Annotated in this window: 12 protein-coding genes, 1 tRNA gene, 2 rRNA genes and 2 pseudogenes (1 of these 17 cut by a window edge); 4 read left to right on the top strand and 13 right to left on the bottom strand. The window is 40.9% G+C overall.

The genetic code is table 11. From position 1 onward, the window contains the following. Both NMG86_RS18360 and NMG86_RS18355 read right to left on the bottom strand, forming a co-directional pair. Positions 1-353, bottom strand: a 23S ribosomal RNA gene (locus tag NMG86_RS18360); it reaches 2,535 nt to the left of the window's first position. Positions 354-679: 326 nt separating this feature from the next. Continuing rightward, positions 680-2,170, bottom strand: a 16S ribosomal RNA gene (locus NMG86_RS18355). The 16S and 23S rRNA genes sit together here, the layout of an rRNA operon. A 520-nt stretch (positions 2,171-2,690) precedes the next feature. Between NMG86_RS18355 and NMG86_RS18350 the strand changes: the two are divergent. Together NMG86_RS18350 and NMG86_RS18345 are read left to right on the top strand one after the other, a co-directional pair. After that, a pseudogene (locus NMG86_RS18350) lies at positions 2,691-3,418 on the top strand (transposase family protein). A gap of 286 nt (positions 3,419-3,704) precedes the next feature. After that, positions 3,705-3,923: a hypothetical protein gene (locus tag NMG86_RS18345; protein ID WP_026785740.1), complete on the top strand. Its 219-nt coding sequence runs from the start codon at positions 3,705-3,707 to the stop codon at positions 3,921-3,923. A gap of 165 nt (positions 3,924-4,088) precedes the next feature. Here the strand turns inward: NMG86_RS18345 and NMG86_RS18340 are convergent, their stop codons facing one another. After that, on the bottom strand, positions 4,089-5,273 hold the full coding sequence (locus NMG86_RS18340) for a 1-deoxy-D-xylulose-5-phosphate reductoisomerase (RefSeq protein ID WP_026795561.1): 1,185 nt from the start codon (positions 5,271-5,273) through the stop codon (positions 4,089-4,091). Positions 5,274-5,455: 182 nt separating this feature from the next. Here NMG86_RS18340 and NMG86_RS18335 point away from each other — a divergent pair, with 182 nt between their 5' ends. Beyond that, positions 5,456-7,075: a DUF2079 domain-containing protein gene (locus NMG86_RS18335; RefSeq protein WP_026798274.1), complete on the top strand. Its 1,620-nt coding sequence runs from the start codon at positions 5,456-5,458 to the stop codon at positions 7,073-7,075. A gap of 70 nt (positions 7,076-7,145) precedes the next feature. Here NMG86_RS18335 and NMG86_RS18330 read toward each other — a convergent pair whose 3' ends face one another. Further along, positions 7,146-7,961 carry a sensor histidine kinase gene (locus NMG86_RS18330; protein WP_051319855.1) on the bottom strand — a complete coding sequence of 272 codons (816 nt, stop codon included), beginning with the start codon at positions 7,959-7,961 and terminating at the stop codon, positions 7,146-7,148. A 327-nt stretch (positions 7,962-8,288) separates the two neighbouring features. Here NMG86_RS18330 and NMG86_RS18325 point away from each other — a divergent pair, with 327 nt between their 5' ends. After that, positions 8,289-9,038, top strand: coding sequence for a pantothenate kinase (locus NMG86_RS18325; protein ID WP_036834041.1), 750 nt, complete (start codon positions 8,289-8,291; stop codon positions 9,036-9,038). Here NMG86_RS18325 and NMG86_RS18320 read toward each other — a convergent pair. The 9 genes and pseudogenes from NMG86_RS18320 to ltrA all read right to left on the bottom strand — a co-directional run bounded on the left by NMG86_RS18320 (position 8,941) and on the right by ltrA (position 18,022). Further along, complete coding sequence (locus NMG86_RS18320) at positions 8,941-9,840, bottom strand: alpha/beta fold hydrolase (protein ID WP_052338764.1); 900 nt, start codon at positions 9,838-9,840, stop codon at positions 8,941-8,943. The genes NMG86_RS18325 and NMG86_RS18320 overlap by 98 nt on opposite strands. Before the next feature lie 29 nt (positions 9,841-9,869). Beyond that, positions 9,870-10,337 carry an NUDIX hydrolase gene (locus NMG86_RS18315; RefSeq protein ID WP_026798273.1) on the bottom strand — a complete coding sequence of 156 codons (468 nt, stop codon included), beginning with the start codon at positions 10,335-10,337 and terminating at the stop codon, positions 9,870-9,872. Between the two features lie 95 nt (positions 10,338-10,432). Then, complete coding sequence (bcp, locus tag NMG86_RS18310) at positions 10,433-10,897, bottom strand: thioredoxin-dependent thiol peroxidase (protein ID WP_026798272.1); 465 nt, start codon at positions 10,895-10,897, stop codon at positions 10,433-10,435. A gap of 110 nt (positions 10,898-11,007) precedes the next feature. Beyond that, positions 11,008-11,089: transfer RNA gene (locus NMG86_RS18305), tRNA-Leu, on the bottom strand. Beyond that, positions 11,068-11,943, bottom strand: a complete 876-nt coding sequence (locus NMG86_RS18300; RefSeq protein WP_026798271.1) for a M48 family metallopeptidase — start codon at positions 11,941-11,943, stop codon at positions 11,068-11,070. The genes NMG86_RS18305 and NMG86_RS18300 overlap by 22 nt, the downstream gene beginning before the upstream one ends. A gap of 231 nt (positions 11,944-12,174) precedes the next feature. After that, positions 12,175-13,782 (bottom strand): GldG family protein, encoded by a 1,608-nt coding sequence (locus NMG86_RS18295; RefSeq protein WP_043938508.1) that lies wholly within the window; start codon positions 13,780-13,782, stop codon positions 12,175-12,177. A 4-nt stretch (positions 13,783-13,786) separates the two neighbouring features. Then, on the bottom strand, positions 13,787-14,587 hold the full coding sequence (locus NMG86_RS18290; RefSeq protein WP_026785748.1) for an ABC transporter permease: 801 nt from the start codon (positions 14,585-14,587) through the stop codon (positions 13,787-13,789). A 2-nt stretch (positions 14,588-14,589) separates the two neighbouring features. Next, positions 14,590-15,693: an ABC transporter ATP-binding protein gene (locus NMG86_RS18285; protein WP_026798269.1), complete on the bottom strand. Its 1,104-nt coding sequence runs from the start codon at positions 15,691-15,693 to the stop codon at positions 14,590-14,592. 591 nt (positions 15,694-16,284) lie between these two features. After that, a pseudogene (ltrA, locus tag NMG86_RS18280) lies at positions 16,285-18,022 on the bottom strand (group II intron reverse transcriptase/maturase). Positions 18,023-18,174 lie beyond the last annotated feature (152 nt).

The following is an 18,174-nucleotide window of genomic DNA, read 5'->3' as shown; positions in this document are numbered from 1 at the left end:
CTTTCACCTTCTCTGGTGCAGGTTTCATCTGCTTTGTCTAACTCTGTCGAGTCCAGTGTCGCTGTCCCACTACCCCAATCGGTAAACCGACTGGTTTAGGCTGTTTCCCTTTCGCTCACCACTACTCGGGAAATCGCTTTTGCTTTCTTTTCCTCGGGCTACTAAGATGTTTCAGTTCGCCCGGTTCGCTCATGCCCACCTATTTTATTCAGTGGGCTGTTTTTGGGTTGCCCCATTCGGACACCTCCGGCTCGTTGCTCGCTTCCAGCTCCCCGGAGTTTATCGTCGGTCGCCACGTCCTTCTTCGCCTCTGTGTGCCAAGGTTTCCACCGTCAGCCCTTTCTATCTTGACCACTTAACTTTGTTTCTGTTGTTTTGTTTGTGGTTATCTCTTTGGCTTTTGGGTTGGTTTCCCTTCCCATGACTCAAAGTTCTAACTACGAACTACTGCCAGTTTTTGTTTCTCTGCAATTTTCAAGGTTCTGTCTGGACTTGTTAGTCCAGCATTCTGGCTTCTTTTTGATTGAAGCTAGGTGCTGAATTGTCCTAGGTTTTGAACCGGACTTCCGAGTTTGAAAGCTGTTGTTGTGTTTTTCATTTTTCTCGTAACGACCTGGGATGACTTTTGAGGGTGCTGTTGTTTTGGATTTGGCACTCTCATCAAAAGTAGGTCTCCCTAAAAGGAGGTGATCCAGCCACACCTTCCGGTACGGCTACCTTGTTACGACTTCACCCCAGTCATCAACCCCGCCTTCGGCACCCTCCTCCCTTTCGGGTTAGAGTAATGACTTCGGGCGTGGCTCACTTCCATGGTGTGACGGGCGGTGTGTACAAGGCCCGGGAACGGATTCACCGCAGTATGCTGACCTGCGATTACTAGCGATTCCTCCTTCATGCAGGCGAGTTGCAGCCTGCAATCTGAACTGTGCCAGGGTTTATGAGATTCGCTCTCCCTCGCGGGTTGGCTGCTCTCTGTCCCTCGCATTGTAGTACGTGTGTCGCCCAGGACGTAAGGGCCATGCTGACTTGACGTCATCCTCACCTTCCTCCGGTTTGTCACCGGCAGTCTCGCTAGAGTTCCCAACTTAATGATGGCAACTAACGACGAGGGTTGCGCTCGTTGCGGGACTTAACCCAACATCTCACGACACGAGCTGACGACAGCCATGCAGCACCTGTCTTCTGGTTCCTTACGGCACTCTCCCCTTTCAAGGAGATTCCAGAGATGTCAAGTCCTGGTAAGGTTCTTCGCGTTGCATCGAATTAAACCACATACTCCACCGCTTGTGCGGGCCCCCGTCAATTCCTTTGAGTTTCACACTTGCGTGCGTACTCCCCAGGCGGGAAACTTAACGCGTTTGCTTCGGCACGGCCCGGGTCGATACAGGCCACACCTAGTTTCCATCGTTTACCGCTAGGACTACTGGGGTATCTAATCCCATTCGCTCCCCTAGCTTTCGTCCCTCAGTGTCAGTTATAGCCCAGCAGAGCGCCTTCGCCACCGGTGTTCTTCCTGATCTCTACGCATTTCACCGCTACACCAGGAATTCCCTCTGCCCCTACTACACTCTAGTCTTCCAGTTTCCACTGCCTTTACGAGGTTAAGCCTCGCTCTTTAACAGCAGACTTGGATGACTACCTACGGACTCTTTACGCCCAATCATTCCGGATAACGCTTGCATCCCCCGTATTACCGCGGCTGCTGGCACGGAGTTAGCCGATGCTTTTTCCTCAGGTACCGTCATTGTGTTCTTCCCTGAGAAAAGGGGTTGACAATCCAAGAACCTTCCTCCCCCACGCGGTCTTGCTCCGTCAGGCTTTCGCCCATTGCGGAAAATTCCCCACTGCTGCCTCCCGTAGGAGTCTGGGCCGTGTCTCAGTCCCAGTGTGGCTGATCATCCTCTCAGACCAGCTACTGATCGTCGCCTTGGTGGGCTCTTACCTCACCAACTAGCTAATCAGACGCAAGCCCCTCTCTAGGCGATTAATCTTTTACCTTTCGGCTCATCCGGGTTTAGCAGTCGTTTCCAACTGTTGTCCCCGTCCTAGAGGCAGGTTCTTACGTGTTACTCACCCGTCCGCCACTAAATCCCGAAGGATTCCGTTCGACTTGCATGTGTTAAGCAGACCGCCAGCGTTCATCCTGAGCCAGGATCAAACTCTCCGTTTTGAAGAATCTGTTGTTTTGGCTCTAAAACTTGTTTCTCAAAGTTTTAGAATTTTTTGCTTTTTCAGAAAGTTTGTGTTAAACTCCCTGGTTAAGCTCTAAATTCTGTTTTGACGAGAATAAAATGTTTTAACTTGGCTTTCAAACTCTTTAGTTGTCCAGGTTCGGTGTGTCTTTTGTTTTTCGACACTTTTATAAATCTATCAGTCTTCTTTGAAGATGTCAACCCCTTTTGGCAAAATATTTTTTCATGCCCGCTAAATCCTTCATTTCTATGGGGTTCAGCTTTTTGTGGCTGGGAGTCACTCGCCTAGGGAACAAATGATGGCATCAGAATTTAATGGTTTTTGTCCGATACAAGGGGCAACGGTCTATTAGAACTCTTGCAAAATAATTTTATGGTATTATGGTGAGTTTTGCTCAATTTCATAAAATCCCAGAGACTAACCATTCTTCACAAACTTTTGCTAAAAACTCCATAAAATGGTAAAAATTGAAAGTGAATTAAGACAATAACTCTGCGATGAACACTCAATTTTATCTAAATTTGAAACCTCCTGAATTTAAACGGAGATTTGGTGTCAAGATTCAAACCTTTCAAGCAATGGTTAATGCCATAGAGCAGTTCAGGTTAGAACATCCTAAAGATAGGAGAGGACGTCACACCTGCCTGACTCTCCAAGAGCAAGTTTTAGTAGCCTTGGAGTATTGGCGAGAATACAGAACATATTTTCATATTGGGACAAATTGGGGAGTATCAGAATCAACTATTTGCCGAATTGTTGCTAATATTGAATCAACTTTAATGAAAAACAGAAAAAATGTTACTCAGGAAAGAAAAAACATCACACGCTCAAAATTCAGTTAGTAATTGATCAAGAAACTAAACAGATTATTTGTACAGATTTTGGACAAGGACATTGCCACGATTTCAGCTTATTCAAAAAAAGCAAAATTCATTTTCACCCCCAAACTGATAGTTTACAAGATAGTGGCTATCAAGGGATTAAGGATTATCACTTGAATAGCTATGTACCCAAAAAGAAACCCAAAAATGGCAATCTTTCGGTCTTAGAAAAAGACTATAATCAAGCTTTGGCTCATCAACGAATTGTGATTGAACACGTTAATCGGAGCCTCAAAATTTTCAGGATCTTATCGAGTCGTTATCGAAATCGTCGTCGCCGTTATGGTCTTCGTTGTAATTTGTTGTCAGCCATTTATAATTATGAGTTGACACTCTTAGTCTGAAAGTGAAAATTTTTTATTATAGCATAGATTTTTTTTGCAAGAGGTCTAATCTTGGACACACGCAGACACATATATATGGATATTGGGCGTTGCTGAATCAGGGGGTATGCCTAAGAAGCGACGCGATGCTGCAAGGCGGAGACTACGCCATTTTGTTAATTTTGTATGATAGAATTTGGGATCTTCGCCCAGATGCACTTAAATAAGTGAAGTCCCGAAAGGAAAATTTACTTTTTAGACTCTGATTGACAATCCACCCATCTGAAATTAATGAGGTTATAAGCTAATGTCTACTTCTAGTCATTCTCAACCAAATGGAGATCCTAATACTGAGCCTTATACCAATCCCCATCCTGAAGCTGTAAAAGATCCGAATGTTGATCCCTATACAAATTCCGATTCCGATTTTAATGCAGACCCTAATTTAAAACCCTATACTAATCCTCATCCTGAAGCTATCCAAGACCCGAATGTTGATCCCTACACAAATCCTGAATCTGAATAGGAATTTTTTGTTGTGATCCAGTTAATTTGATTCAGACTGCGCTCAATCAAATTAACCTGGATTTTTTTTATAGGGTTGAAGCCCGCCTCAACCCTACGATTTTTGAAGTCTCAGCCAATTTATAAATCCATTCAAATTTAAGTTTATTAGTCGTTTTTTTACAACTTAAACCGCTATTTTTTGATGAAGTTTTTTAGAAGCCACAATTACTTCTTGTCTTGCCCAACGGTCTGACTCTATAATATCTTCTAAAGTCGGATCTTTACGATTATCAATTTGATGACGATCGCAAGTTAGTTCTATGACCTTGGGAATATCTAAAAATGCAATTTTTTCTTCTAAAAATAAAGCAACAGCTTGTTCATTTGCTGCATTTAAAACCGCAGGCATCGAACCCCCAGCCCTGCCAGCAGCATAGGCTAAAGACATACAAGGATATTTTTGATCATCCGGTTCTTTAAAGGTTAGATTCCCCGCTTTAACTAAATCCAAACGTTGCCAATTTGTATAAATTCTTTCCGGCCAAGACATGGCATATAAAATCGGTAAACGCATATCTGGCCAACCCAATTGGGCTAAAACGGAGGTATCTTGTAGCTCAATTAACGAGTGAATAATACTCTGGGGATGAATCACAATTTCGATATCATTATAATCTAATCCAAACAAGAAATGCGCTTCAATTACTTCTAAACCTTTATTCATCATTGTGGCTGAATCAACGGTAATTTTTTTGCCCATTGACCAGTTAGGATGGGTAATGGCATCGGCTACTGTTACTTCTTTTAATTTTTCTACGGGCCAATCTCTAAAAGCACCCCCAGAAGCTGTTAAAATAATTCGTCTTAATCCCGCTTGGGGAACTCCTTGTAAACATTGAAAAATTGCTGAATGTTCCGAGTCCGCAGGTAATAATTTTACCCCATGTTTTTTGATTAAAGGATTGACAACCGGCCCCCCAGCAATTAAGGTTTCTTTATTAGCTAGGGCGATATCTTTTCCGGCTTCAATGGCGGCAATTGTAGGTAATAAACCTGCACAACCGACGATTCCGGTAACTACTGCTTCCGAGTCCCCATAGCGTGCAACTTCGATAATTCCTTCCTCTCCCGCGAGTAAAATTGGTTGGGGGTTAATATCAGTAATCAGGGCTTTTAATTCGGGTAACTGGTCAGGATTGGAAATGGCGACAATACTGGGGTTAAAGGCGCGAATTTGTTGGGCTAATAGGTTAATATTGCTTCCGGCAGTGAGTCCCACAATCCGAAACTGTTCGGGATATTCTGCTACAATGTCTAAGGTTTGAGTCCCGATGGAACCTGTAGAACCCAGAAGTGTAATTGCTTTCATCTTTTCTTAACAAGTATTTGATATAACCATAGTACGATGGTTGATCCCCATTTCCCAATTCCTGCTCAAATCGAGTTAGGGATATTATCTAGGAATTAAAAGATTGAGATATAATCAAAGATTCTACTGTTCAGAAGATTCACTCTCAGGTAGACTGAACTTCGTTGTGAGTAATGAACAAAATGCAAACCCACCCAGACCATCCCGAAGCTTCAGCGCCGATAGAGACTAAGAGCCTATTTTCCATTTCTATCTGGAAAGTTATGGGAATTGGCACATTTATTTTATTTTTCTATAGCAGTTTACGTCACTTTTTATTTCAGTCTACTGCTTATGATTTAGGAATTTATGATCAAATTATATACTTAATTAGTATAGGAAGACAACCCATTTCTTCATTTTTGGGTTTTCATTTTTTGGGAGATCATGGAGCGATCGCAATTTATCCTTTAGCATTATTATATAAAATTTATCCGAGTGTTTATTGGTTATTTTTAGTGCAAGCAATTTGTTTGGGATCTGCGACTGGATTAACATGGAAATTAGCTCAATTAGCGGGATTAAATCAACGATTAAGTTTAGCCGTTGCGATCGCCTATTTACTCTATCCTGAAATTTTTAATATTAATTTATTTGATTTCCACCCCGATGTTTTAGCAGTCCCAGCAATTTTTGGAGCAATTTTAGCAGCAAAACAGAAAAAAATTATCTGGTTTACTATAGCAATTATTTGGATATTAGCCTGTAAAGCCGTTTTCGCATTAACCGTAATTGCTATTGGATTTTGGTTGATCTTTTTTGAACAACGTCGTTTTTATGGAATGATAGCAATAGCGTTAGGAATCACTTGGTTTTTAATTGCAACTCAGGTTATGATTCCTTTTTATAGTGGTCAAGAAGCCGCCGGAGTATCTCGATATGATTATTTAGGGGATTCGGTTTTAGGGGTAATTTTCAATACAATTATTAAACCTAAATTGATTTTAGGAAAATTATTATCTATCAATACTTTAGTTTATTTCTTGGAGTTTAGTGTCGCGGTGATTTGGTGGTTAAATCCTCAAAAGTTTATCGTATTAGTTCCCGCCATTCCAACTTTATTACTCAATATATTATCTATTGACCCGATGCAACGCAGTTTAATTTATCAATATTCTCTCCCTGCATTACCTTTTTTATTATTAGTGATGATAGAAACTTTAGCAGCAGAAAAGGCAGGACTTGCTAATAGTTTATGGGGTTTATGGAATAAATTTCAGACCCCCCCTAGCCCTTTCTTGCTAATGGGGGGAAAAGAACTGGGTGAAAATGTATCTTCTTACATATCTTTACCCCAGGAAGAAACCGAATCTTCTCACCCCCTATTACCAAAGGTGAGACATTGGGGGTCTTCTTCTCATCTATTCACAATTCCCCATCAAAAACTACCGAAATGGATCATACTTTGGTCAATTTTAGTATTCTTATTATGGGCAGATCATACACAAGTTTTAGGCTATTTTACTCGAATTGATAATTGGTCAGCAACCCAAAAAGCTGTCAGCCAAATTCACACTAAAGGTGGAGTTTTGACCGATAACAGACTTGCACCCCATTTTACCCATCGTAAAACTATTAAATTACTCAATCAAGTATCACCAGACTTTAATTTAATAGAATTTGATTATGTGATTTTAAATTTACGTCATCCTTGGCCCGATACAAAAGATTTAGGGGAAAAATATGCAACTCAATTAAAAGCAAAACCCAATTTTAAATTGTCCTATCAAAAGAATGGTGTATTAGTTTTTAAACGACTTTAATAGATTTAAAGCAACCAAAAAGAAGGAAACATAAAGACACAAAAAAAGGAGAATAAAATTATAATACCATTTAGGAACAAGGAATCTCAATCATAAATTCTGTCCCGTTTTCCTGTTGAGTCTTAAATTCTAATTTATCACCATGAGCTTTAACAATTACTTGATAACAAATAGCCAGTCCCATTCCTGTCCCTTGGCCTACGGGTTTTGTCGTAAAGAATGGATCAAAAATTCGAGATTTAATTTCATCTGGAATTCCTAGTCCATTATCTTGAATTGTAATTCTGATAAAATCTGGACTGTGATCTTCAGTTGTTAAAGTAACTTCTCCCTCTTTTGGATTAGATTTAACCGCATCAATGGCATTACTTAAAACTTGGAAAAAGACTTGATTAATTTGACTAGGGAAACAATTAACTTTGGGAATGGTTTGATAATTTTTATTGATTTTAATTTGAGTCATTCGATGTTCTAACAAGGTCAAACTACTTTCTAAACCTTCAGTTAAATCAACGGATTTCCATTCGGATTCGTTTAAATGGGAGAAATCTTTTAAACTATCAACAATAGAACGAATTCTCACACTTCCCTGTTCCATAGAATCAATTAACAGGGGAAAGTCCTCTTGAATAAAATCGAGTTCTACTTCCTCACCCATTTGATTTAAAAATTCTCCAACTTCCGGGCTAAACTCTCGACATTTATTCAAGACTTCTAGCAAGTTTTGAACGTAGTTTCTGGCGTGGGAAATATTAGCATATATAAAATTATTGGGATTATTAATTTCATGGGCAATTCCGGCTACCATTTGACCTAAACTTGATAATTTTTCACTTTGAATTAATTGAATTTGAGTATTTTTTAATTCTTCTAAGGTGGCTTGCAAATCTTGGGTTTGGAGTTGATATTGGCAAGCGGTTTCTTGAACTTGTGTATAAAGTTGGGCTTGTTTAATCGCGATCGCTAATTGATCAGCCAGTTGTTTTAAGCCATCAATTTCCCAAGTTTTCCAACCACAATCTAATCAAATTTAATCAACTTTATAAATCAGATGTTTCCTAGCTTGAGAAGAAGAAGAAAAAGTCTTAGTTTAATATCAGGATAGTCAATAATCCATGAAAACAGAATTTGCAAATGCACCATTAACCCTTAAACTTTCTGTCAAGATATTTTACAATATTGTTCATAAAATTGGAAGTATTCCTAAAGATAGATGTGTGAATCCCCTCAATTATACTCATTCCGAAATCGTCTCTGGTTAGGATTGATGCTAGGAAATTCTCGACGCCATTGGGCTAAGTTATGCGGTCAAACGGTATTAGAGACTTGGGATGAGGACAATACCGAACCACCCCCAACCCTAAAAGATGATTTACCTTTAATCGTTGCTTCCGTGGTCTGCGAACCCACCCAATATTGGGCCAGATTCCCCCAAGTTCGGGTTTTGACCTTAGCTGATATTCCCCTGAACGGAATGTACTCAACCCTAGGCATTGATCGCGCCTTAGCTGTATTAGGAGCAGGAACACAGTATGGATGGCCAATTTTAGTAATTGATGCGGGAACAGCCCTAACCTTCACCGCCGCCGACGCCGATCAACGGCTAGTGGGAGGAGCTATCTTACCCGGTTTAGGGCTACAACGGTCTTCCTTGGCTCAGAAAACCGCCACCCTACCGAGGGTTGAATTCTCCCCTCCCCATCTACCGCCACGCTGGGCTACCGAAACCTCAGAGGCAATTCAGAGCGGAATTATTTATACCCTGTTGGCCGGAGTGCGGGATTTTATTGAAGCCTGGCAAAAACAATATCCCCAGGGGGCGATGGTAATCACCGGAGGCGATCGCAATTTATTACTGTCCTACTTCACCAAGCGGTTTCCTGATAGGGGTATTCATCCTGTGGCTGATCCCGATCTAATATTTCGGGGGATGGCGGCTCTGAAAACTGAACTTGATGGGTAATAAATTCCCGAATATATTGGGCGATAACTTCTGGCATTTGCAAGGGTAAATTCGGTTTCCCGCCCTCAATTATATGATATTGAGTCATCGGTGCGATTTCGGAGAAAGTTTTACTCTGGTTCAAGGCGGTGGCGGTATCCTCATCTCCTTGTAAGACCAAAGTGGGTAATTTCAACGACTCCAGAGGTTGATTCAACATTTCTGCCTGAATTTCTGCCCAGCGACGACGGTACAACAGTTGACTGGCAACAGGCCACTCCAACAGAATTTGGCGATCGCTAAACCAAGCCTGAATTTTTTTTCCTTGTCCGAATAGAAACCCTAGGGGATAAATCAGTTTCAAAAACAAAAATAACGGAGAAAAATAAGCCGATAATTGTCGTTTCCATCCCCATTCTTTTTTATAGTTTTTAAAGGTTATTCCCTCCGGGGCAATAACCACTAAACCCTTAACCACTTGGGGATATTTCAAGGCATAACTGGTTGCTATCCAAGCTCCCAACCCATTACCTACTAAACAGACTTCTTCAATTTTGAGGGTTTGAATATATTCCGCTAAACACTCAACTTCTAAATTAATAGAAGGGTGAATTTTTGTAAACGGTCGAGACTCTCCAGATCCCAAAGTATCCGGTGCAAAACAATGGTGATCCAGACTTAAATACTGCATCAACGGTACCCACTGACTGCTATCCGTCCAAGACCCATGCAGAAAAATAATTGCCGGGCCATCACCGACTTCACACCAGAAAATCTGTCCCTGGGACACTTGAATTCGGAAGTGATGAAATAATTGATACATCCTAAATTTTTAATATTGTGGACAAAACCTTACGCTAGGGTCGTTAAACCCTGTAAATAGTCCTGAAGATGTCGTTCACAGTCATGGCTAAAATCGGAGGGGAGGGATGTAACAGAAAAGGCTTTAACCTCCGTAATTTCCTGGATGTCCTGAACTTGAAAGTTACCTTGAACATCCGCTTCTACGACAACACAAATGGAATGGACTCGCGGATCTCGATCAGGCGCAGAATAGACACCCGCCAAACGGCGAATCTTAACCAATTCTAACCCAGTTTCCTCTGCCAGTTCTCTTTTAATAGTGGTGGGGATATCTTCACCCCAGTCTACCATGCCCCCGGGTAAAGCCCATTTCCCATTATCTCGACGGCGCACCAGCACAATTTTGCCATCAGGTAGAATTGGAATAATACTGGTTCCAGGGATAGGATGACGAAAAATAATTCCTAATACCGTTTGTCCAAAATTCCAAACATATTTGGCAAAGGATACTACCAAAGTGTTTTTTCTCCTCTAATTAAAAAAATAGACAGGTTTTGAGTTTTTGTTACTAATTAGCCTATCCCTATCATAAGTACAAAATCAGGAAAATTCTATGGTTTCTCAAGAGTTTGCAGGATTTCTAGGCTATGGGTTTCCGGTTTAACTTTCCGATAAATTGCTTCTATGCGACCCTGAGCATCAATCACAAAAGTATGACGAAATATCCCCATAAATTCTTTCCCCATAAATTTTTTCAGTCCGTAACTGCCATATTCGGTTGCTACTTTCCCCCCTTCATCAACTAATAGAGGAAAGGGTAACTGATATTTACTAATAAATTTACGATGAGCAACCTGGTTATCCGTACTTACCCCTAGAACAATTATATTTTTTTCTTGGTATTCTCCGTAATTATCCCGAAACCCACAGGCTTCCTTTGTACATCCAGGGGTATTATCCCTCGGATAAAAATATAAAACCACCGGTTTCCCCCGAAAATCACTGAGACGGACAGGGTTACCATCGCTATCGGGTAGAACAAAATCCGGTGCTAATTCACCGAGGTTCAGGGTTATGTCCATTTTAAAGAATTTTAATATGGGGTGATTGGGATACAGAAACCTTGAAATAATGATAAAGCCCTAAAGGGCTTACTACGCGAGTGAAGCTCTTTAAGGCTTAGAAGTGGGCGGGAAGAGACTTGAACTCTTATGACCGAAGCCGCCGCATTTTGAGTGCGGTGCGTCTACCAATTCCGCCACCCGCCCTTTCGGTTGGCTTCACCATCATACACCATAAACTTTCTTTTTAGCAAGTCCTGATAATTTGAACTACTCGACCAGCGATCAATTTCCCTCGCCCGTAGCACAGGGAGAGGATGGCTTAATTGGGCGGTTTGGGCTTGTTTAAGCAGTTCTCCGAGTTCCGTACTACTAATTTGATCATACGTCCGAGCTTGGGCTACAAAGGCATCTAAGTTGAGTTGGGGGGCTAAACTGGGAGAGCCTCCCGATAATTTCATTAATACCGACATCACAATTCTGGGATCTTGAGTGGCCAATAATGCCGCCCGATCGCAAGTAAATTCTGCACAGCGCACCCATTCCATTAACTGGGTCTGTAAACCCTGGGTTAACATTGTTCCCCAGGGGGATAATTGATTAGCGGCTAGTACCACTAAATTCGCCAGGGTTAAATAAACCCCATGTTCACACTTTAAATGTCCCAACTCATGGGCAATCACCGCTTGAATTTCATCTGGAGTTAATAATTCAATTAGGGAGGTATGAATCACAATAAAGGGCTGTTTTCCCCGCATGGCAAAGGTATAGGCATTGGGAACAGGATTTTGGCGAATATACAGTTGAGGAGGTTCTAAATCTAATATTTTGCAAGCATCTAATAATAATTGATGCAAATTAGGTAATTGTTGGTCACTCACCAAAATACTAGAAGCAATATTTTCTAAATAAAAAAACTGTTCTCCCAGACCCCCTAATAATTGCCGCACTAATATATCTAAACCCGGAAATTGTTTCAAGGTATTCGTAGATTGTAAATCCAAAGGATGACGGAAATGGTCAGCGCGTAACCCAATTAAAGGAATAGTTGAAAATGTCATAATAGGTAATGGGTAATGGGTAATGGGTAAGAGGTAATAGTGATCACGGATTTAAAAGGATTTCACTGATTTCACGGATTTTAATCTGTGTTAATCTGCGTAATCATCTTAAATCCGTGATAGGTAATTTTGTTATAGAGTCAAGACTTTTGGCTGTTTTTTTGTATTCTTGGTGTCTTTGTGTCTTTGTGGTTAAATCAAGCCTCCCCCGCGTAAAAATACCAATTCCAACTAACGTCTTTTCCACCACACAAACACCGCCATCCCAAACCCAAATATCGGTAAAACCAATAACGCCAACCAACTCAAAGTTTGTCCTAAAAGTGGGGTCATGGCAATTCGGCGACTGGTGGCTAATTTCGGACGAATAGATAAAGTCTCCTGGTCAGACTGACTCAACCAACTCACAGAATTAAGAAACACATCGGCATTCAGTTGCTGACCAAACCATCCATTAGTGGCAAATTGCGAATTTCCGAACACCACTAACCGAGCTTCGGATTTCTCTGGAGAGGGTTGGGAAGGTGGTTTAGTTTCCGACTTTTCAGCCTGTTTCTGGGGACGACTCAAGGCAACTCCCAGGGAGAGGGGGCCAGGTCGATCTACTTCCGGGTTGAGCTTGAGTTCAGGACTTTTGAGATCGCTTTCCGCCCAGGTTTGATCATTTGTCCAAATTAACGGAATCTCGGTAATCCCATCAATAGTGCGGGTTTCCACCGGACTGGCGTAGGGATAAATCGAAATTCCATTCCCAAAATCCTGGGTAATCGGATGTTTACCATATTCTCGCACAATTGGAACAGTCGGCCCCAAACCCACTAAACGGCCACCCCCTGACCCATCAATAGCCAGGCGCGGATCAACTTTAACTCCCCATTTTTCTAGGAGTTCATCTAAACCATGATTAGTTTGCGGGTCTAATAATAATAAAACACTACCACCTTGATCTAAATAGGCTTCTAGGGCTTTAACTTCTCCTGCAAATAATTTCCGTTGGGGACTAGCAAGAATAATTGCATCTGCATCCGAGGGAACAGCAGTTTGTTCGGCTAAATTTAACGGTTCGGCGATAAAATTCTTTTCGGTTAAACTTTTTATTGCCTCCGATAATCCTCCCTGTCCCTCGGTTAAGGGTCGTTCTCCATGACCTTGGATAAAATAAACTTTTGGAGTCCGGTTACTGAATAATTGTGCAATATTATTGGTCAGTTTTAATTCGGTTAAGGGTTCTAAGGCTTCTTTTCTTACCCGTTGTCGTTTTTTTCCTGATTCTAAATAGATTTCGCCAAACTCTTTCACCCCAAATTGTTGCGCCAGTCCGGGTTGAGCTTGGGGGTCGATAAATTCATACTGAAAATTTTTACCGCCCAGGCGTTGATAGTTGGTTAATAATTCTTGAATTTGGGGATTTTTCCCTCGGTCAAAAACCCAAACTTTTAGCGGTTGTTCAAAGGTTTTAACTAGGTTTTGGGTTTGAGGAGATAGGGTAAATTGTTGATTTTCGGTTAAATCAATACGGAAGTTATTTCTAATGGCGACAAAATTAATTAATCCTAAAATTAATAAAACAGATACCGTCGAGGCTAAGGCATTAGTTCCGGCTTGGGTAGAGCGCCGACTCCAGTAGGGAGTTTGAGACTGATCCTGAGGTTTAAAATAGGCTTGGAATAAAAACCATAATCCTAAAATTACAACTCCAGTAATAATTAAGATTAAAGGAATGGGTTCCCAACTTCCGATCACGATCCCGGCAGATAATCCCATGACGATCAAACTAGGGCCAAGGAAAAATAGGAATTGTATAAATTGACGATTGAGTTTAAATTGGGTTTTGATCATATTATTAAGAACGTTGGAAACGCAAAGCATCAATTGACTGCGCTGTTAGAAATACACCTAAAATAATATAACTAGCTAACAGGACTATACTACTACTATCCACAATTCCTCGCACAAAGTTAGTATAACTAGAAATTAGAGATAATTGTTTTAACCCTTCTCCTACAACTCCTCCCAGACTTCCACCGATTAAGTCAATCACCCAGAGAAATAAAACTAAAGCAAAAGTAAATACCGCCGCCAAAATTGTACTATCTGTTAGAGAAGAAATAAACATTCCCAGGGATAAAATTCCCGCCGCCAATAAAATTAACCCCAAATGAGCTAATAAAAACAAACCCGGAGAAACCGGAGGTTTAGAAGCGCTGAAGGCTAATACCTGTAATCCCATTAAGGGTAAAATCATAGTTATATAAAACGTCAGCACCCCTAATAATTTTCCAGTGGCGATCGCCCAATTAGTTAGGGGAGAAGTGGCTAATAATTCCAAAGTTCCCAGTTTTCGTTCTTCTGCATATAACCCCATCGACAACATCGGTAACACAAATAACGATAACGTGCCAATCAAACGCAAATATACTTGTAAAAATTCATAAGGTAAATCAATCGGGGGTTCAGTTATTCCCATCTGATCTCGGTAGGCAACCTGTTGAATTAACCCTTCTGGCCCTAATAAAATCGCAATAAAAAAGTATCCGGTAATTAGCCAAAACACTCCCGCAATAGCATAGGCCAATGGAGAGGCAAAATATCCCTGTAATTCCTTGCGATAAATTGCCATAATATTGTTCAAAATTATTAGCATAATTATTCCTCCTCCCGATCTAATGTTGAATTTTGAGGTTGAGAATCAGTATCCTCTATATTTTTAGATTCCTCATTCTCCAATTCCGAAGTAATATTTTCCTCTGTTTCTATATCCTCTCCAGTCTGGGAGTCTGTTGTTGGTAACAACTCGGTTTTTTCGGGCTGAGTTTGGGTAGTTAACTCTAAAAATACATCTTCCAAACTTGCACGAGTCCGCCGCAGTTCATAGACTTTCAAATCCGATGCCAGTAACATCGCTAAAATTTCCGGTGCAGGATAAGAATCTAGTTCACAACCCAACCGCCATATCCCTCGGTTTAAATCCCCTAAATTACCAACTTTTTCAATAACTTTTACCCCCGATATCTGTTTCAACCCGACCAATTTCTCCTCCTCTATTTCTCCGTCGAGTTCTACTTCATATCCCGAACCTCCCGTCAACTGTTCCATCAGGGTTTCCGGTGTCCCCGTCGCCACAATTTCACCTCGGTTAATAATCGCCACTTGGCTACAGGTCATACTAACTTCCGGTAGAATATGGGTTGACAAAATAATCGTATGACTCCCGGCTAAACTCTTAATTAAATTCCGCACTTCAATAATTTGTCGCGGGTCTAACCCTACTGTCGGTTCATCTAATACAATTACAGGCGGATCATGGACAATAGCTTGAGCAATTCCTACTCGTTGACGGTAGCCTTTCGATAATTTTCTAATTAGGGATTTTCGCCTTTCCAATAATCCACATTTTCTGATCGCCGTTTCTACGTTGGTTTGGCGATCGCCCGCCGATACTTGTTTAATCTGTGCCACAAAATACAAATATCCTTCCACAGTCATATCGGGATACAGTGGCGGATTTTCCGGTAAATAACCAATCCGTTGTCGCACATCCATGGATTTTTCATGCACATCAAACCCGGCAATTCTCGCAGTTCCACTGGTAGCCGGAAGATAGGCCGATAAAATCCGCAGGGTGGTGGTTTTTCCCGCCCCATTCGGCCCCAAAAATCCTAAGATTGCCCCCGGTTCTACCGCAAAGGAAACATCCCGCAGCGCTACAGTAGAACCGTAGGTTTTACACAACTTTTCAACTTCAATCATGCTTACCGCTTGAGCAACGTCTCTTACTTTAGCTTGAAACGGACATTCAATTATCCACTATTATTTTTAACTCTATTATCTCCCATGCCCAAGGAAAAATCAATAAGTAAAAATAATAAATCTGTACAGAGTATTTTAAATTTTCAAACAGTCAGAATTGTAAACAACTGTAAACCGCCAAATTATTGAGAATTATTCTCATATTTTTGACGAAAAATCAGGGGGTTGACAGGATGAGGTGGGTGAGATAAAATCTTTTTCAAAATACTATAATGGTTGTTTTGTGTAAAAAATCAGCGAGAGTGGCTACAAGTCTCAATTTATTGTGAATTTAGCTAATTAAACTGTGAATTTAGGGATAATATCTGCCCAAATTATCCTTCCTAATCCCCCTTGAAGAACATTTCTGATTATTACGGAGTATAAATATTTGTAATTGCTGTTGACAAAATTATAATAGTGTGCATATTGCCCGAAATAGATTTCTGAGATCGAGTATTCTATTGTAATCCTTATTAGGGGTCGAGGGGGGCTTTACAACCCCCGACTCCCATTCAGAACCGTGCTTGCGACTTTCACCGCACACGGCTCCTAGTCTAGTTGACTGTTATCATCAGAGCATCCATCTCCTTTTGAGTTATAAGACCCATCAGTTGATGTTTTAATATCGTGACAATGGCGATGTAATAATTGCAGGTTTTTATAATCATTCTTTCCACCTTTCGATGTAGGGATGATATGGTCGATTTCTGCAATATCTTCTGGGGTAAAATACTGCCCACAGAGGTTACATTTGCCTTTTTTGCTTTTTGAGCAAAGTTGCTACTCGTTTAGGTACATCAAAAGATGTTCCTTTTCTTGTACTCCAATATGTCCAGTTTCCGTCATAAGGTGATGCTTCAGGTCTTACAGTGACGTGGCGGGTGATTGGTGTTTCTGCATGGGTTAGTAGTTTATAACCATCTTTGGTTTCAAAATTCCATGCTTTGCTATCGTTTTTCCTGAAATAGTTCTTCAGTTTCCCGTAGTTTGCCTTTCCGCATCTGCTGACTGTCCATGCTCTTAATCTCTGCCATGTCATATAATCTAAAGAGGAGTATGTTTCTTTGGAAACTACTTTGGAGTGATAATTACACCATCCTCTTATGACAGGGTTTAAGCGTTTGATTAGTGCGTATTGGGGTGCAGTTTTGTGGGTTTTAATCACTTCTTTCACTTTGTCCGCGTGAGCTTTAATTGCCTTCTTACTAGGTTTTATTAGAGTTTTAAATCCTAATCGCTTAGAGCTTCCTCCCGTTGTACCACAGTGGTGTTTTCCCACAGGGTATTGTCGAAAGTTCCAACCTAAAAAGTCGAATCCTGGTGTTACCTTTTCGCCATTTACTTCGATTTCTCTTAGTGTGTGGCATATCCGGGTTTTAGCTGGTTTCAGTTCCAACCCGATGGGTTTTAGCCATTCCTCGATGACAACTTGGCACTGTTGAATGACTTCTAATTGTGGACTAATAACCACAAAATCATCGGCATATCTGATGACTGTTGCGTAGTTTTTGTTGTTGCTCGTTTTCTTTGGGAACAAGCTCCTAACTAAACTCATCATTCCATCCAGTGCGATGTTTGCAAGTAGAGGACTAATGACTCCTCCTTGTGGAGTGCCTGTCTCTGTTGCATTAAATATGCCGTTATCCATAACTCCAGCTTTTAACCATTGTTTGATTTGGGCTTTCATTGTTGATGGACAATCAATTTTGGACAGTAGGTATTCATGGTTGATCTGGTCAAAACATTTTGAGATGTCAGCATCTAAGATGTAATATTCACCTTTATTGATGCTTTGGAAGATTCTTGACATTGCGTCGTGGGTAGAGCGTCCGGGTCTGAACCCGTAGCTTTCACCTTCAAATCTGGCTTCCCATTGTGGTTCTAATGCAGATTTCACCAAGGCTTGTCTGACTCTATCGTTTATAGTTGGGATTCCTAGAGGACGTTCTTCTCCGTTGGGTTTGGGTATCCATTTCCTTCGGAGTGGTTTCGCCTTTTGGTATTTATTCAAGTTTCCGACAAGTTCTAATCGTTGTTTGGGTGTGATGGATTTAACACCATCTACCCCGGCTGTTTTCTTGCCTTGATTATCTTGAGTTACCCTTCTAACTGCTAAGAGTTTGGCGTAATATGACTTAACTAGAAGTTTTTGAAGTTTTCGAGCCTTTGCATTTTGTCCCGATAATGATGCCTGGTAAATTCGCTTTTGCAGCTTGAATACTTTTCTTTGAACTTTCGCCCAATTTATAGTATTCCATGCTTCCGTAGTCTTGAAACTCGTTTTCACCGTTTATACTGCACGTTAACAACCTTACCTAACAACTAAACCGGAATCTGTCTGCGTATCCTAAACATTACATTTAGGCATTGGCTTCTGACTCCATCTCTCGCCCTCATAACATACGCCTTAGATTTGTGGCTACCTAACAATATTCGACC

The sequence above is a fragment of the Planktothrix rubescens CCAP 1459/22 genome, from assembly GCA_904830895.1.
In the GTDB taxonomy this organism is placed as follows: Bacteria; Cyanobacteriota; Cyanobacteriia; order Cyanobacteriales; family Microcoleaceae; genus Planktothrix; species Planktothrix agardhii.
Note: the sequence above shows the minus strand (reverse complement) of the source record. Positions and strands in the feature narration are given on the sequence as shown.

Excerpts from the sequence above, each read along its gene's own strand:
- NMG86_RS18285 (WP_026798269.1), bottom strand. The coding sequence starts at position 15,693 with ATGATTGAAGTTGAAAAGTTGTGTAAAACCTACGGTTCTACTGTAGCG.
- NMG86_RS18335 (WP_026798274.1), top strand. The coding sequence starts at position 5,456 with ATGCAAACCCACCCAGACCATCCCGAAGCTTCAGCGCCGATAGAGACT.
- NMG86_RS18300 (WP_026798271.1), bottom strand. The coding sequence starts at position 11,943 with ATGACATTTTCAACTATTCCTTTAATTGGGTTACGCGCTGACCATTTC.
- NMG86_RS18345 (WP_026785740.1), top strand. The coding sequence starts at position 3,705 with ATGTCTACTTCTAGTCATTCTCAACCAAATGGAGATCCTAATACTGAG.
- NMG86_RS18295 (WP_043938508.1), bottom strand. The coding sequence starts at position 13,782 with ATGATCAAAACCCAATTTAAACTCAATCGTCAATTTATACAATTCCTA.
- NMG86_RS18325 (WP_036834041.1), top strand. The coding sequence starts at position 8,289 with ATGTGTGAATCCCCTCAATTATACTCATTCCGAAATCGTCTCTGGTTA.
- NMG86_RS18340 (WP_026795561.1), bottom strand. The coding sequence starts at position 5,273 with ATGAAAGCAATTACACTTCTGGGTTCTACAGGTTCCATCGGGACTCAA.
- NMG86_RS18290 (WP_026785748.1), bottom strand. The coding sequence starts at position 14,587 with ATGCTAATAATTTTGAACAATATTATGGCAATTTATCGCAAGGAATTA.
- NMG86_RS18320 (WP_052338764.1), bottom strand. The coding sequence starts at position 9,840 with ATGTATCAATTATTTCATCACTTCCGAATTCAAGTGTCCCAGGGACAG.